Raw genomic sequence first — 16,187 nt, 5'->3', positions numbered from 1 at the left:
TTTTTCTGCAGTACCATTGGGAGAAAGCAAAATGACCAGATACCGACCCCTGAGCCATCACCACCTGCGCCCGGACACCCGTCTGAGCGTCTTTGACAACGGTCTGTCGACCCCTGTCACCATGGACGACAATGCCCTCAAGGTCATGACCGACCTGCGTCGGGTACCTGCCGCAAGTACCCACCCTGAGGTGAGCATCGACGCTGCCATGCAGAAGATGATCCACGTCGGCGTGCGACTGCTTTTTGTGCAGGACGACTATGGCGTCGTCGTCGGTATCATCACGGCTCGTGACATTCTCGGCGAGAAGCCCGTACAGGTCTCCGCCGACAAGAAGATTCCCCGGGATCGGGTACTGGTGGAGGACATCATGACCCGTCGTGGCCGTATCGAAGTGTTGGATTACGCGGAGGTGGCGCGCTCCACCGTCGGCGATATCGTCGCCACGCTCAAGGAGGTCGGGCGCCAGCACGCCCTGGTGGAAGGTGAGGGGGGCGCGCCGGAGATCCGCGGCATATTCTCCATCAGCCAGATCGGCCGGCAGCTGGGTGTCAAGATCGAGACGACGGGAACGGCGCAGACCTTTGCAGAGCTGGAAAAATTCCTGACCCAGGACGACCACTGAAAGCAAGCGATATCGTCGTCAACGTACCGAAAGGGGTGGGCCAGTGATGGAGTCCTGGGGGCTCGCGCTGGCCGCCGCCCTGATCCTGCTCAACGGTTTTTTTGTCACCGCCGAATTCGCCCTGGTGCGTCTGCGGGTCACGCAGTTGCGCAGTCTGGCGCAGACCCAGGGCCTGCGCGGGCGCCTTTTGGCGCGCATGCATCGGCAACTGGATGCCTACCTTTCGGCCACCCAATTGGGCATCACCCTGGCGTCCCTGGCCCTGGGCTGGATCGGCGAACCCGCCACCGCCCGGCTTCTGGCGCCCGTTCTGGCGACACTGGGTTTCGGCGATGGTGCCGTACTGCGCTCCGTATCGTTGACGGTGGGTTTCGCGCTCATCGCTTTTCTCACCATCATCCTCGGCGAACTAGTGCCCAAGTCTCTGGCTATCCGTCGCAGTGTGCGTGTTGCCCTGTGGGTGAGCATTCCTCTGTATGCCTTCTACTGGCTGATGTTCCCTGCCATCTGGCTGCTGAATGCCTGCAGCCAGTGGGTACTGCGCATCTTTGCCTTGCGTGGCCGTGAACCCTTGGGAGACGCGCCGCATTCGCGCGATGAGCTGGCCATGATCCTGGCGCTCAGCCAGGCGCAGGGGGTGCTGGGGCGACGCAGCGGGGACCTGCTGGAAAGAGCCCTGGATTTCAACGAACTCAGTGCCGGTGATCTGGCCCGTCCTGCCGCCGACATGGTCTGCCTGCAACAGGACGCCAGCGTGGATGCGATCCGTGCCGAGCTGCTGGCCCACCGTTTCACGCGTTATCCCGTCTGCGCCGGCGATCGGCAGCACATCGTCGGTCTGGTCCACGTCAAGGATCTGCTGGCGGAGCTGAGCCGACCGACGCCCGCCCTGCACATGAAACGTATCCTGCGGCCGCTGCCGGCGGTGCACAAGGATCTTCCGGCCCTGGATTTGCTGGCGCATTTCCGTTCCGGCCAGCCCCACTTTGCCTTGGTCGTGGACGATCTGGGTACCATCACCGGCTTCGTTACCCTGGATCACGTGCTCGAGGCCCTGCTCGGTCCCATTCCCGATGAATTCGGTCATCGCCGGCGCGACTGGGTGGCGCAGTCGGACGGCTCCTGGCTCGGGACCGGCAGTCTATCCATCTACTCCCTGGAGCGGATCCTGGGGCGGGATATCGAGGAGGCGGGTGAGGCCGACAGTATCGGTGGGCTCTTGATGCAACGCCTCGAGCGTCTGCCCGAAAGTGGCGAACGGGTCGCCTTTCGCGACTTCGATGTACTGGTGCGCGAGCGGCAAGGGCCGCGTATCGTGCTTCTGCAGGTTTTCCCACACCCTGCGCTGGACGACGAAGACTGGTTTTCCTGATCATGAAGAAAAGCGATTTCTACTACCATCTGCCGCCCGAGCTCATCGCCCAGGAGCCGCTGCCCGAACGCAGCGCCGGCCGCCTGCTGTTGGTGGATCCGGGCAGCGATGTCTTCCAGGACGCCCGGGTGCGGGACCTGCCACGGTTTCTGCGCCCGGGTGACCTTTTGGTATTCAATGATACCCGGGTGCTACCGGCACGCCTGTGGGCGCGGAAAACCAGTGGTGGATCGGTCGAGCTCCTTCTGGAGCGCCTGCTGACGCCGGAGCGTGCCCGTTTCCTGGCGCGCGCGTCCAAGCCGCTCCGCACAGGTGGGCGCTTGATCCTAGCGGGAGGAGAAACGGCGGAGATCCTCACGCGGGACGAGCGGATGGTGGAACTGGGGCTGGTGGGAGGGGGTAGCTGGCTGGACATCCTCGAGGCCCAGGGCGAGGTGCCGCTGCCACCCTATATCGATCGCGCCCCTGCCGCGGCCGACCGCGATCGTTATCAGACGGTCTACGCACGCACGCCGGGGGCCGTCGCCGCACCCACCGCCGGATTGCATTTCGATGCAGAGCTGCTGGCGGCCCTGGATAAGGCGGGTATCCAGCGCGCCTACATCACCCTGCACGTGGGAGCGGGGACTTTTCTGCCGGTACAGGTGGAGAAGGTGGAGGAGCACCGGATGCACAGCGAGCGCGTCACGGTGCCGGCGGCCACGGTGGAGCAGATCCGCCGCGCCCGGGAGCAGGGGGGGCGGATCTTTGCCATCGGCACCACGGTCTGCCGCGCCCTGGAGGCGGCCGCCAGCGATCAGGGTTTGCAAGCCTTTGTCGGCGAGACCGACATCTTTCTCTACCCGGGACGGCCCATTCGGGTCATCGACGGGCTTTTCACCAATTTTCACCTGCCGGAATCCACGCTGATGATGCTGGTATCGGCACTGGCCGGACGGGAACGGATCCTCGCCGCCTACGCCCACGCCGTGGCCCAGCGCTATCGCTTTTTCAGCTATGGCGATGCCATGCTCATTCTTCCCGCAGGGGGTAACAGTCGTGACCTTCTTTGAGCGGCTGGCCCAGGACGGCGCCGCCCGTCGCGGGCGCCTGCATTTTGCGCGCGCTACCGTCGAAACTCCGGCCTTCATGCCGGTGGGGACCTACGGCACGGTCAAAGCGGTAACTCCCGAGGAGTTGCAGGCGACCGGAGCCGAGATCGTCCTCGGGAATACCTTTCATCTCTTCCTGCGCCCCGGTCTCGAGGCCATCGAGGCCCTCGGCGGCCTGCACCGGATGATGCACTGGGATGGTCCGATCCTGACGGACTCCGGCGGTTTTCAGGTGTTCAGTCTCGGTGCGCTGCGCAAGATGAGCGAGGCCGGAGTCCGTTTTCGGGCGCCCGTGGATGGCCGCGCGGTTTTTCTCGGCCCCGAGGAGTCCATGGATATCCAGCGACGCTTGGGTTCGGATATCGCCATGGTCTTCGACGAGTGTACCCCGCATCCGGCCACCTGGGACGTGGCGCGGGCCAGCATGGAGTTGTCCTTGCGCTGGGCGGCCCGCTCCCGCGCCGCCTACCATGGCCCTGGCCGGCTTTTCGGGATCGTCCAGGGCGGGATGTACGGCGATCTGCGCCGGCGCTCGCTGGCGGGGCTCGAGGCCCTGGATTTCCCGGGCCTCGCTCTGGGTGGTCTGTCCGTGGGTGAAAGCAAGGGGGAGATGTTGGCCGTGCTGGACGACATCCTGCCCGAGATGCCCCAGGAGAAGCCCCGTTATCTCATGGGCGTGGGACTGCCAGAGGATCTGGTGGAGGGCGTGTGGCGTGGTGTGGACATGTTCGACTGCGTGCTGCCCACCCGCAACGCTCGCAACGGCTGGCTCTTTACTCGTCACGGTGTGCTCAAACTGCGCAACGCCCGGTACGAGCGCGATCCCCTGCCGCCGGATCCCGAGTGCCGCTGCTACACCTGTCGACACTATAGTCGTGGCTATCTGCGCCACCTGCAGCGTACTCAGGAAATCCTCGGTGCCCGTCTCAACACCCTCCACAACCTGCATTACTATCAGGAACTCATGAGCGGGATGCGCCATGCCATCGAAAACGGGCGGCTGGATGAGTTTCGCCGGGACTTCTACGCGGCGCGGGGTGGCGTTACCCCGAAAGTTTCCCATGTCCCGACCTAAAGGCTACAATGGCGGCCCTCGGATTCCATCGGAGCGCCCATGAACCTGTCCCCCATCGCCACGGCTTATGCCGATACCGCGGCGGCCCCCGCTGGCCCCGAAGCCATGATCGTGCAGTTTCTGCCGCTGATCGTCATCTTTGGCATATTCTATTTTTTGTTGATCCGACCGCAGATGAAGCGGGCCAAGGAGCAGCGCGCCCTCATTGCTTCCGTGAGCAAGGGCGACGAAGTGGTGACCAATGGCGGGCTGGCAGGACGGGTCATGCAGGCAGGTGAGGAGTATCTGCATCTGGAAGTAGCCGAGGGCGTGGTGGTGAAGGTCCAACGCAGCGCTGTGGCGCTCATGCTTCCCAAGGGCACCCTCAAAAAACTCTAAGGCCTGGTCATGACCCGTTACCCCTGGTGGAAATACCTCATCATCCTGGCGGTGGTGCTGCCTTCCTTCCTGTATGCCCTGCCCAATTTTTTTGGCTGGCACGCGGCGGTAGAGGTGCGCGCCCCCGTGGGTACCCAACTGCCACCGGTGGCCACCATGGAGGATTGGCTCTCCGCCGCGCGCATTCCCGTTACCAAGGTGGCCAGCGATGCGGCCGGGATCACCTTCTTCTTTCCCAACGACAACGCCCAGGGTCTGGCCGAGACCTTGCTGCAGAACCGTCTGCCTCGCAATGCGCAGGTGATCCTCTCGCAGAAATCGGCCGAGCCTGCCTGGCTGGCGGCGCTGGGGGCCCGGCCCGTCAACCTCGGCCTCGATCTGCGCGGTGGTGTCTATCTACTGCTCAAGGTGGACACCGATGCCGTGATCAAGCACGCCCTGGAGGAGGATCGCAACCGTCTGCGTAGTTTCCTGCGTCGCAAGGACCTGCAGTACCTCAACGTGGAGCAGACGGGACCGACCACGCTGTCCATCCAGATGGCCAGCGAGCAGCTGGCGCGTGAGGCGCAGGGGCGCATTGCCGAGGAGTTTCCCGATCTGGCGCTGACCCCGAAGGGCCAGGGAGTACTCCAAGCGCAGCTTACGCCGGCGGCGGCGCAAAAAATGCAGGACGACGCTCTGCAGCAGGCCATCGTCGTTATCCGCAATCGTATCGATGAACTGGGAGTGGCCGAGCCACAGATCCAGCGGCAAGGCAAAGAGCACATCGCGGTCCAGTTGCCGGGGGTGCAGGATACCCAGCGGGCCAAGGAAATCATCGGCTCCACGGCGCAGCTGGAATTCAAGATGGTGGCCGAGCGCGTGGACATGGCGGCCGCTCTGAAGGGGCAGATTCCCCCTGGCGATGCCCTCTACTATGGTGTGGACGGCACTCCTTACGTGCTCCATCAGGAAACGGTGCTCACGGGTCGCTACCTCAACGGTGCCAGCGCCGGCATCGACAACAACACCGGACAGGCCATCGTCAACATCAGCTTCGACAGCGTCGGTACCCGCATCTTTGGCGATCTCACCAGCAAGCACGTGGGCCAGCGCATGGCCATCCTGCTGGACAACAAAGTGGTGACGGCGCCGGTCATCCGAGAAGCCATCACCGGTGGGCGCGCCCAGATCGACGGCTTCTCGAGCCTCAAGGATGCCAGCAACGTGGCCATCGAGCTGCGCGCCGGAGCATTGCCGGCGCCGGTGCACGTATCGGAAGAGCGCACCGTGGGCCCGACCCTGGGACAGGATTCCATTCACGATGGCGTCATGGCGGTGATCTTCGGCATGCTCTTCGTGGTCCTGTTCATGACCCTCTACTACCGCGCCTTCGGTCTCATCGCCGACCTCGCCATCCTGGTCAACATCCTCTTTATCTTGGCAGTGTTGTCCATCATGGGGGGGACCCTCACCCTGCCGGGCATTGCCGGTATCGTTCTCAAGATCGGCCTGGCGGTGGATGCCAACGTTCTGGTCTTCGAGCGTATCCGCGAGGAGCTGCGCCATGGCATGAGCCCGCGAGCCAGCATCGATGCCGGTTTCAAGCGCGCCTTTGCCACCATCGTCGACTCCAACATCACCGTGCTCATCGCCGCCTTGACCCTGTTCCAGTTTGGCACGGGCGCCATCAAGGGCTTTGCCCTGGTCTTGACCATCGGTGTGCTGGTGTCCATGTTCACCGCCACCCTCATGAGTCGCGGCATCGTCGAGTTTGCCTTGGGTAAGCGGCGCGTGCAGAAGCTCTGGATCTGAGGTCAAGATGGAACTGCTCAAAACCCGAACCCACGTCGATTTCATGTCGCGCCGTTTCCTGTTTCTGGGGATATCGGCGCTGCTGATCGTCGCCTCCATCCTTGCCTATCTGGTGCGCGGCCTTGACTACAGTATCGACTTCACAGGCGGTACTCTGGTGGAACTGGGCTTCAGTCAGACACCGGATCTGGCCGCCGTGCGTGGCACCTTGGACAAGGCCGGCTACCACGACGCGGTGGTACAGACCTTCGGTGGCGACCGCGACCTGCTCATCCGCCTGCGCACCCAACCGGGCGAGAGCAGTGCGGTGGCGAGCCGCATCCTGCAAGTCTTTCAGAAGGATCAGCAGCAGTTTCCGGGCGTCCAGCTACGACGTACCGAATACGTCGGACCCGAGGTGGGCAAGGCTCTACGCAACAAGGGCATCATGGCGTTGATCATCGTCACCCTGGGCATTCTCATCTATGTGGGCTTTCGCTTCGAGTGGCGCTTTGCCGTGGGTGGCGTGGCCGCCATGCTGCACGATCCTATCCTCGTGGTGGGCTTTTTTGCCCTGACCCAGCAGGAGTTTTCGCTGACGGTGATCGCGGCACTCCTGGTGGTCATGGGTTATTCTCTCAACGACACCGTCGTCGTCTTCGACCGCATGCGCGAGGACCTGCGTGCCAGCCGCAGCGGTTCGGTGGCAGAGATATTCAATATCGCCATCAACGAGACTCTGTCGCGAACCCTCATCACCAGCTTCATCACCTTCATGGTGGCCCTGTCGCTCTTCCTTTTCGGCGGGCCGGTCATTCACGGCTTTGCGACGGCCCTGGTCATCGGCGTGGTGGTGGGCACCTACTCGTCCATCTTCATTGCCAGCCCCATTGCCCTGTGGCTCGGACTCAAGCGAGAGCATGTCCTCAAGCGCCAGTTCATCAGCGCCAAGGATCGGAAGGACGGCGCGACGCTCTGAGAGCGCCGCCACAGATGCACCCAGACGGGAAATGCTGCCCTTGTTCGCCCCGTCGCCCTGCGGTTTAATGGAGAGATCATGACAGCTAGAGCAGATCCAGCGCAGACGAAGGATGCGGAGGCGTCGCCCGACTTTGCTGCAACCCTGGCCTCCCTCGAGGAGACGGTGCGCCGCCTGGAGTCGGGACAGCTGGGCCTCGAGGATTCCGTAGTGCTCTTTCAGCAGGGAATGGAACTGGCGCGCCGGGCGCAGGCGCAGTTGCAGGACGCGCAGCAGAAAGTATCCATCCTCCTGGGCTCCGAAGAGACGCCTGTCCCCATGGTTCGTGACGAGGAGCCGTGATCTTGCATAGTGCAGCCGCAACCGAGTCTTTTGCCGAATTCCGCCAGCGCCGGGTGGAACGTATAGAAAAGGTGCTGGAAGCGCTCCTGCCGCCGGCGGATATCCTGCCCGGGCGTTTGCACGAGGCCATGCGCTACAGCAGTCTGGGGGGAGGGAAGCGAGTGCGCCCCTTGCTGGTGTACGCCGGCGGACAGTGCCTGGGTGTTGCCGAGGAGCTTCTGGATCGTGCTGCGGCGGCCCTGGAAATGGTACATGCCTATTCCCTGGTCCACGACGATCTGCCGGCCATGGACAACGACGATCTTCGGCGCGGTCGGCCTACCTGCCACAAGGCCTTTGATGAGGCGACGGCCATCCTCGTGGGCGATGCCTTGCTCACCCATGCCTTCCAGGTCCTGGCCGAGCCCGTCGCGGGTCTCAGCTCGGCCCAGCAGCTTGCCATGGTGCTGGATCTTGCCCGCGCGGCGGGCTCGCGCGGTATGGTGGGGGGACAAGCCATCGATCTGGCCGCCGTCGGTCACGAGCTGGCACAGCCGGCTCTGGAGCAGATGCATCTACAAAAGACCGGTATGCTTATCCGCTGCGCCTTGCAGCTTCCTTTGCAGGCGGCTGCGCTCGGCCCGGATTCCGCCGAGGCGCGGGCCCTGCTCGCCTATGCCGATCGCATCGGTCTGGCCTTTCAGGTGCAGGACGATATCCTCGACGAGATCGGGGATATCCGCGAGACGGGCAAGGCTCGCCAGGGGGCTGATCGCAGTCGCCAAAAACCCAGCTTCGTCAGTCTGTTGGGTCTGGCGGAGGCGCAACGCTACGCACGCCGCCTGCTGGAGGAGGCCCTGGATGCCCTTGCGCCCTGGGGTAGTGAGGGCGATCACCTGCGGGCACTGGCCCGCCTCATCGTCGAGCGAAACCGATGAATCCTTTGCTGGAGCAGATTCCCGATCCACAGGGCCTGCGGCAGATGAGTCGCAGCGAGCAGAAAGCGGTAGCACGCTGGGTACGGCAGTTTCTTCTGGAGACGGTCAGCCAGACGGGTGGGCACCTGGCTTCCTGTCTGGGAACGGTGGAGCTCACCGTCGCCCTGCATGCCGTCTTTGCTACGCCTGAAGACCGGCTGGTCTGGGACGTCGGTCACCAGGCCTATCCGCACAAGATCCTGACAGGCCGGGGACCACTCTTTCAGCGCCTGCGCATGAAGGATGGCCTGTCGGGCTTCCTCAAGCGCGACGAGAGCCCTTACGATGCCTTTGGTGCCGGACACTCCAGTACCTCCATCAGTGCGGCCCTGGGTATGGCGGTGGCGGCAAAGCTCAGCCAGCAGCAACGGCAGGTAGTGGCCATCATCGGTGACGGTGCCATGACCGCCGGTCTCGCCTACGAGGCCCTCAACAACGCCGGTGTCCTGGATGCCGATCTTCTGGTGGTACTCAACGACAACGAGATGTCCATTTCCCCCAATGTGGGTGCGGTCTCCCGGTATCTCACACGCATTCTCTCGGGCCGGTTCTACAACAGCATGCGCGAAGGGGCGGGCCAGGCCCTGAGCCTCGTGCCGCCCCTGCGGGAGCTGGCACGCAAGGCGGAAGAGGGCGTCAAGGGGCTGGTGTCGCCGGGGGTGCTGTTTGAGGAGATGGGTTTCCACTATTACGGTCCCATCGACGGTCATGACCTGGATGTACTGATTCCCACCCTGGAGAACCTCAAGAAGATCAAGGGGCCGCGGCTCTTGCACGTGATTACCCGCAAAGGCAAGGGTTTTGCACCAGCGGAAGCCGATCCCTGCACCTATCACGGTGTGACCCCCTTCGATCGCGAGAATGGCCGCATGGCCAAGAAAAGTGGCGGCGCTCCCAGCTACACTCAGGTTTTTGGCGACTGGCTCTGCGATAAGGCGGCGGCCGAGAGCACCCTCGTCGCCATAACTCCGGCCATGCGCGAGGGTTCTGGCCTGGTGCGTTTCCAGCAGCTCTATCCCGAGCGCTACTTTGACGTGGGTATTGCCGAGCAGCACGCCGTGACCTTTGCTGCGGGGCTTGCCTGCGAGGGCCAGCATCCGGTAGTCGCCATCTACTCCACCTTTCTCCAGCGGGCCTACGATCAACTGCTGCACGACGTCGCCATCCAGAATCTGCCGGTGCTCTTTGCCGTCGATCGGGCAGGGTTGGTGGGGGCCGACGGTGCAACGCACCAGGGCGCCTTCGACATGGCCTACGCACGCTGTATCCCCAATCTCTGCATCATGGCGCCGAAGGATGAGCAGGAGCTGCGCGACATGCTCAATACCGGCTTTGCCCTGCCGGGACCGGCACTGGTGCGCTATCCTCGGGGTGCAGGCGTGGGCGTGCCCCTGGAGCGCGACCTGACTCGCACCGTCCCGCTGGGCAAGGCCGAGCTGCTGCGACGCGGACGGCGTCTGGCCATCCTCTCCTTCGGTACCCGAGCAGCGGCAGCGCTGGAGGCGGGGGAGGCCCTGGACGCTACCGTGGTCAACATGCGCTTCGTCAAGCCTCTGGATGTGGAGCTCCTGGAAAGCTTGGCCCGAGAGCACGAGGCTTTCGTGACGGTGGAGGAGGGCTGCGCCATGGGCGGCGCCGGTTCTGGCGTAGCGGAGGCGCTGCTGGCCCAAGGTCTGCGGCCGTCCATGCGCATCCTTGGTCTGCCCGACAGCTTCATCGAGCAGGGCGATGCCAAAGCCTGGCTGGCGGAACTGGGGCTGGATGCCGCCGGTATCATCACCGCGGGCAGAGAACTGTTGGGGCGCCTTGCCCACCCCGCCCCGGTGGCGTAATATTTGACCAATTTGGTCAACCTTTATCCGAGAGGCCCACTGTGAGAGATTGTGCTGCCGAAACCTTGGAGGACGTGCAGGGACGTGCCGATCCCCGCGCCATCGCCATTCAGCGGGTTGGCGTCAAGGCGGTGCGTCATCCTCTGCGCATCAGCGACCGCGGCGGCAGGATCCAGCACAGCATCGCCCTGTGCAACATGTACGTGGCTTTGCCCGCCCACCTCAAGGGCACCCACATGTCCCGCTTCCTGGAGATTCTGAACCAGTATCCGGAGCCTGTCGGGGTAGCGAATATCGACAGCTTTCTGGAGGAAGTGCGCCACCGCCTGGAGGCGGAAGAAGCGCGTGTGGAACTGCGCTTCCCCTATTTTGTGAATAAGAAGGCACCCGTTTCGGGGGTGGAAAGCCTCCTGGACTACGAGGTGGAAATCCAGGCAGAACGGACCGCTGCTGGTCTGCGGCTCGAGCTTGGAGTAATGGTGCCGGTCACTAGTCTCTGTCCCTGCTCCAAGAGCATCTCCGACTACGGTGCCCACAATCAACGCTCCCACGTCTGGGTGCGCGCCGATACCCGGCAGACGGTGTGGATCGAGGATATCATCGATCTGGTGGAATCCGTCGCCTCCTGCCAGCTCTATGGTCTGCTCAAGCGTCCCGATGAGAAGTTCGTGACGGAGTATGCCTACGATCACCCGAAATTCGTCGAGGATATGGTTCGGGATGTCGCCCTGCGCCTGCGCCAGGATCGGCGGATCCGTCGTTTCACGGTCTCTTCGGAAAATTTCGAGTCCATACACAACCATTCGGCCTACGCCGAGATCCAGATGGATAATTGAGGCGTGGCGGGAAGCAGCATCGGCGAGTGTTTTCGGGTGATGACCTTTGGCGAGAGCCACGGTCCGGCCATTGGTTGCATCGTCGATGGCTGCCCGCCCGGCCTGCCACTGACGGAGGAGGACATCCAGCAGGATCTGGATCGTCGTCGCCCCGGTCAGTCCCGCCACACGACCCAGCGGCAGGAGACGGATCGGGTAGAGATTCTCTCGGGGGTTTTCGAGGGTGAGACGACGGGAACCCCCATCGGTCTGCTCATTCGCAATGTCGATCAGCGTTCTCAGGACTATGCCAAGATCCGTGATCGATTCCGGCCGGGACACGCCGACTACACCTATCTCTTGAAATACGGCCGACGCGATTACCGCGGCGGCGGGCGCTCCTCGGCACGAGAGACAGCCACCCGGGTAGCCGCAGGTGCCATCGCCCGCAAATATCTGCGCTATCGTCTGGGGGTGGAGATCCAGGCTTGGTTGGCGCAGATGGGTCCCATCGTGGCTCAGGATTTCGACGATGCCGAGATCCAGCGCAACCCCTTTTTTTGTCCCGATGCTGCGGCGGCCCAGCGCATGGCCGACTATCTGGACGAGTTGCGCAAGGCCGGCGACTCCATCGGCGCGCGGGTGGACGCGCGGGTACGGCACATGCCGGTGGGACTGGGTGAGCCCGTCTTCGACCGCTTGGAAGCGGACGTGGCCAAGGCCCTCATGAGCATCAATGCCGTCAAGGCCATCGCCGTTGGCGATGGCTTTGCGGTGGTGGAGCAGAAAGGCAGCGAACACGGTGACGGCATGCGCCCCGAGGGCTTCCTCAGCAACCATGCCGGCGGCGTTCTGGGTGGTATTTCCAGCGGTCAGGATCTGCGCGTTTCGGTGGCGGTCAAACCCACCTCGAGCATCCGCATCCCGCGACCCAGCATCGACCTGCACGGCGAGCCCGTCGAGGTCTCCACCACCGGGCGCCACGATCCCTGTGTCGGCATCCGTGCCGTGCCCATCGTTGAGGCCATGCTGGCCCTCGTTCTCATGGATCACGTGCTGCGCCAGCGGGCGCAGAACGCGGACGTCCAAGCCCCCATCCAGCCCATTCCGGCGGGCTGATGGTGGGTCGCGAGGCCCGGGCCCTCGTCGCCTTCTATTTTTTCTATTTCTGTGCCCTCGGTGCCTTCATGCCGTACTGGGGTCCCTGGCTCAAGAGTACCGGTCAGGGTGCACTGGCCATCGGTATCCTCACTGCCGCCGTGCAGTTCAGTAAGGTGCTGGGGCCCAATCTCTGGGGCTGGCTCGCGCAGGGTCTGGGTAGTGCCCATATCGTGCCGCTGGCAGCATTGCTGACGGCAGCGGGTTTTCTGGCCCTGGAGCTGGTGCACGGTAATTTCTGGGGTCTGCTGCTCATTACCCTGACTTTTTCCTTTTTCTGGGCGGCGACCCTACCCCTGGTGGACGCTGCGACCCTGGACTGGGCCGAGCGCAACGGCAGGGCCTACGGTCGTATCCGCTTGTGGGGCTCCCTCGGTTTCATCGCGCTTGCGCTCGGTATGGGGGGGCTGGTGCAAATCTGGGGCCTCGACGTCTTTCTGCCGGGCATCGCCGCCTTCCTGGCGGCCGCCTGGTGGTTCAGCCGCCGCTTGCCCTATCCGCCGCGCGCACCTTCGCAGGAGCGGGTATCCCTCGGGCCGCAGCTGCGCGACTGGCGGCTGTGGGCCTTTCTCGCGGCAGGGGCTCTGGAGCAGGCCAGCCACGGGGTCTACTACGCCTTCTTTTCCATCGACGCTCAGGCCCATGGGCTGAACGCTGGTTGGGTGGGACTGCTCTGGTCCTGGGCGGTCATCTGCGAGGTGGTCTTCTTCTGGTACGGTGAGCGTATCCTGCGTCGCTTCGGTCTGCGCAGGGTGCTCATCCATGCCTTCGTCCTCACCGGGACGCGTTGGCTGGTGATCGCCGTCTGGCCCGGCCTCATCCCTATCTTTCTGATCCAGAGTCTGCACGCCTTCAGTTACGCCGCCTTTCACCTGGCGGCGGTACACTGGATCTTCGCCCGTTTCCCCATGCGCCTGCGTTCCCGTGGGATGGCCCTGTACGCCAGTCTCGTCTACGGTCTCGGCGGCGGACTGGGGGCACTGGCCGCGGGCTGGGCCTGGGGACACTGGGGTAGCGTGGGGGCCTTCGCCGCTGCCGGCATCCTGGCCTGGCTTGGTCTCGTCGGACTCCTGCCCGCCCTGCGCCCCTTGAAAAGCGGAGTCGCGGCTATCATTTAAGGGGGGAGACCTTTTATGGAGCCGGAAACGCCATGCGTGTCGACAAACTGACCACCAAATTTCAACAAGCCCTGCAGGAGGCCCAGAGCCTGGCCCTTGCCCGCGACCATCAGCAGATGGAACCGGTTCACCTGCTTCTGGCCTTCCTCGATCAGGACGGCGGCATTGCCCGACCGCTGCTCGCCAAGGCAGGAGTGCGCGTGGACGCGCTGCGCAACGCCTTGGGCAGGGCGCTGGAGTCCTTGCCCCGAGTCGAGGGCGTGCCGGGCGAGGTCCAGATGGGCCGGGACCTGGGCAACCTTCTCAATCTGGCGGACAAGATCGCCCAGAAGCGGGGCGACAGTTACATCTCCACGGAGCACTTCCTTCTGGCGTTGCTGGAGGACCGCGGCGAGGCGGGGCGCCTCTTCAAAGAAGCGGGGGCCTCGGCCAAGGATCTGGAACAGGCTGTCCAGGAACTGCACGGCGGTGAAAAGATCAACGATCCCAATGCCGAGGAGCAGCGCCAGGCCCTGGAAAAGTACACCTTGGACTACACCGAGCGCGCCGCCCAGGGCAAGCTGGACCCGGTTATCGGCCGCGACGACGAGATTCGTCGCACTATCCAGGTGCTGCTGCGGCGCAGCAAGAACAACCCGGTCCTCATCGGCGAGCCGGGGGTAGGCAAGACGGCCATCGTCGAAGGGCTCGCTCAGCGTATCGTCAACGGCGAGGTGCCGGAATCGCTGCGCGGTAAACGCCTGCTGGGTCTGGATCTGGGCGCCCTCATCGCCGGTGCCAAGTTCCGCGGCGAGTTCGAGGAGCGCCTCAAGGCCCTGCTCAATGATCTGGCCAAGGCCGAGGGGAACATCATCCTTTTCATCGATGAGATCCACACCCTGGTTGGCGCGGGCAAGGCCGAGGGCGCCATGGACGCCGGCAACATGCTCAAACCGGCCCTGGCCCGGGGTGAGCTGCATTGCATCGGCGCCACCACGCTGGACGAATACCGCAAGTACATCGAAAAGGACGCGGCCCTGGAGCGGCGCTTCCAGCGGGTCCTGGTGGATGAGCCCAGTGTCGAGGATACCATTGCCATTTTGCGTGGCCTCAAGGAACGCTACGAGGCTCACCACGGCGTGCGCATCACCGATCCGGCCCTGGTAGCGGCGGCGCAGCTCTCCCACCGCTACATCAGCGACCGCAATCTACCGGACAAGGCCATCGATCTCGTGGACGAGGCGGCCTCTCGGATCAAGATGGAGATCGATTCCAAGCCCGAGGAGCTGGATGAGCTGGAACGCCGCCTGATTCAGCTGAACATCGAGAGGGTCGCTCTGGCCAAGGAAAAGGACGAAGCCAGCCGCAAGCGTCTGGAGATCCTGGAGGGCCAGATCGCCGAGCTGCAGCGCAAGTATCAAGAGCTGGAAGAGATCTGGAAAAGTGAGAAGCTCGCCATCGAAGGCACTTCCCAGATCCAGAAGGAGCTGGATCGTCTACGGGTGGAGCTGGACAATGCCCGGCGCGCCAACGATCTGGAGCGCATGGCGCAGATCCAGTATGGGCAGATCCCCGCCCTGGAAGCCAAACTGCGGGAGGCGGAAAAACACGAGGCCGATGGCCAGCGCAAGGCGCCCACCCTCCTGCGTACCGAGGTGACGGAGGAGGAGATCGCCGAGGTCATCTCTCGCTGGACGGGTATCCCCGTCTCCAAGATGCTGGAAGGGGAAAAGGAAAAGCTGCTCAAGATGGAGGAGCGCCTGCGTGCGCGGGTGGTAGGGCAGGACGAGGCCGTCACCGCGGTGGCCAATGCCATCCGCCGCTCGCGCGCAGGTCTTTCGGATCCGCGCCGCCCCATTGGCTCCTTCCTGTTCCTGGGCCCCACGGGTGTGGGCAAGACCGAACTGACCAAGGCTCTGGCGGAATTTCTGTTCGACTCCGAGGAGCACATGGTGCGCATCGACATGAGCGAGTTCATGGAGAAGCACTCCGTCGCCCGCCTCATCGGCGCGCCGCCCGGCTACGTCGGCTACGAAGAGGGCGGCTATCTCACTGAGGCGGTGCGGCGCAAGCCCTACTCCGTCATCCTCCTGGACGAGGTGGAGAAGGCTCACCCGGAGGTGTTCAATATCCTCCTGCAGGTGCTGGACGATGGACGTCTGACGGATGGACAGGGGCGGACGGTGGACTTCCGCAACACCGTCATCGTCATGACCTCCAATCTCGGTTCGGATCGCATCCAGGAGTACGGACGCTTAGGGGACATCGACGGTATGCGGGCGGCGGTGATGGACGTGGTCCAAGGGCACTTCCGGCCGGAGTTCCTCAACCGCATCGACGAACTGGTCATCTTCCAGCCGCTCAGCCGGCAGCAGTTGCGTTCCATCGCCGAGATTCAGATGGGCTCCCTGCGCGCCCGTCTACGTGAGCGGGATCTGGACATTCTGCTGAGCGATGCGGCCGTCGACCTCCTGGCGGAGACAGGCTTCGATCCGGTCTACGGAGCGCGGCCCCTGAAGCGGGTGATCCAGCGGGAGATCGAGAATCCCTTGGCGCAGCGCCTGCTGCGAGGTGAGTTCGCTCCCGGTCAGGTGATCCACGTCGACGCCCAGGATGGTCACTTCGTCTTCGGCCCCTCCACTCTCCACTGATCTAGGCAGATCGTGGCTCTGCGGATATCCGGGATGAGCCTGG

Annotated in this window: 14 protein-coding genes; all 14 read left to right on the top strand. The window is 63.8% G+C overall.

Translation table 11 applies throughout. From position 1 onward, the window contains the following. Positions 1-31 precede the first annotated feature (31 nt). Entirely contained in the window at positions 32-625 is a 594-nt protein-coding gene (locus Q0C23_RS01105; protein WP_291510532.1) for a CBS domain-containing protein, read from the top strand. Positions 626-671: 46 nt separating this feature from the next. Next, entirely contained in the window at positions 672-1,997 is a 1,326-nt protein-coding gene (locus Q0C23_RS01100; RefSeq protein ID WP_291510636.1) for a hemolysin family protein, read from the top strand. 2 nt (positions 1,998-1,999) lie between these two features. Further along, positions 2,000-3,049 carry a tRNA preQ1(34) S-adenosylmethionine ribosyltransferase-isomerase QueA gene (gene queA, locus Q0C23_RS01095; protein ID WP_291510531.1) on the top strand — a complete coding sequence of 350 codons (1,050 nt, stop codon included), beginning with the start codon at positions 2,000-2,002 and terminating at the stop codon, positions 3,047-3,049. Then, positions 3,036-4,163: a tRNA guanosine(34) transglycosylase Tgt gene (gene tgt / locus Q0C23_RS01090; protein WP_291510530.1), complete on the top strand. Its 1,128-nt coding sequence runs from the start codon at positions 3,036-3,038 to the stop codon at positions 4,161-4,163. The genes queA and tgt overlap by 14 nt, the downstream gene beginning before the upstream one ends. A gap of 39 nt (positions 4,164-4,202) precedes the next feature. Further along, complete coding sequence (yajC, locus tag Q0C23_RS01085; RefSeq protein WP_291510529.1) at positions 4,203-4,541, top strand: preprotein translocase subunit YajC; 339 nt, start codon at positions 4,203-4,205, stop codon at positions 4,539-4,541. 9 nt (positions 4,542-4,550) lie between these two features. Beyond that, the gene (gene secD, locus Q0C23_RS01080; RefSeq protein WP_291510528.1) at positions 4,551-6,335 is read left to right on the top strand and encodes a protein translocase subunit SecD; all 1,785 of its coding nucleotides are present in this window, start codon (positions 4,551-4,553) and stop codon (positions 6,333-6,335) included. Between the two features lie 7 nt (positions 6,336-6,342). Next, positions 6,343-7,293, top strand: a complete 951-nt coding sequence (gene secF / locus Q0C23_RS01075; RefSeq protein ID WP_291510527.1) for a protein translocase subunit SecF — start codon at positions 6,343-6,345, stop codon at positions 7,291-7,293. A 78-nt stretch (positions 7,294-7,371) separates the two neighbouring features. After that, positions 7,372-7,635, top strand: coding sequence for an exodeoxyribonuclease VII small subunit (gene xseB, locus Q0C23_RS01070; RefSeq protein WP_291510526.1), 264 nt, complete (start codon positions 7,372-7,374; stop codon positions 7,633-7,635). Between the two features lie 2 nt (positions 7,636-7,637). Next, positions 7,638-8,552 carry a polyprenyl synthetase family protein gene (locus tag Q0C23_RS01065; protein ID WP_291510525.1) on the top strand — a complete coding sequence of 305 codons (915 nt, stop codon included), beginning with the start codon at positions 7,638-7,640 and terminating at the stop codon, positions 8,550-8,552. Further along, complete coding sequence (gene dxs, locus Q0C23_RS01060; RefSeq protein ID WP_291510524.1) at positions 8,549-10,423, top strand: 1-deoxy-D-xylulose-5-phosphate synthase; 1,875 nt, start codon at positions 8,549-8,551, stop codon at positions 10,421-10,423. The genes Q0C23_RS01065 and dxs overlap by 4 nt, the downstream gene beginning before the upstream one ends. 41 nt (positions 10,424-10,464) lie before the next feature. Next, the gene (gene folE2, locus Q0C23_RS01055) at positions 10,465-11,259 is read left to right on the top strand and encodes a GTP cyclohydrolase FolE2 (protein ID WP_291510523.1); all 795 of its coding nucleotides are present in this window, start codon (positions 10,465-10,467) and stop codon (positions 11,257-11,259) included. 3 nt (positions 11,260-11,262) lie between these two features. Beyond that, positions 11,263-12,357, top strand: coding sequence for a chorismate synthase (aroC, locus tag Q0C23_RS01050; RefSeq protein ID WP_291510522.1), 1,095 nt, complete (start codon positions 11,263-11,265; stop codon positions 12,355-12,357). Continuing rightward, positions 12,357-13,514: an MFS transporter gene (locus Q0C23_RS01045; RefSeq protein WP_291510521.1), complete on the top strand. Its 1,158-nt coding sequence runs from the start codon at positions 12,357-12,359 to the stop codon at positions 13,512-13,514. Before aroC ends, Q0C23_RS01045 begins: the two co-directional genes overlap by 1 nt. 32 nt (positions 13,515-13,546) lie before the next feature. Continuing rightward, positions 13,547-16,144 (top strand): ATP-dependent chaperone ClpB, encoded by a 2,598-nt coding sequence (clpB, locus tag Q0C23_RS01040; protein WP_291510520.1) that lies wholly within the window; start codon positions 13,547-13,549, stop codon positions 16,142-16,144. The last annotated feature ends 43 nt before the right edge of the window (positions 16,145-16,187 follow it).

The organism is Acidithiobacillus sp. (assembly GCF_023256195.1).
Classification (GTDB): Bacteria; Pseudomonadota; Gammaproteobacteria; order Acidithiobacillales; family Acidithiobacillaceae; genus Acidithiobacillus_A.
The sequence above is the reverse complement of the archived record's forward strand: the minus strand, read 5'-3'. Positions and strand labels throughout refer to the sequence as shown.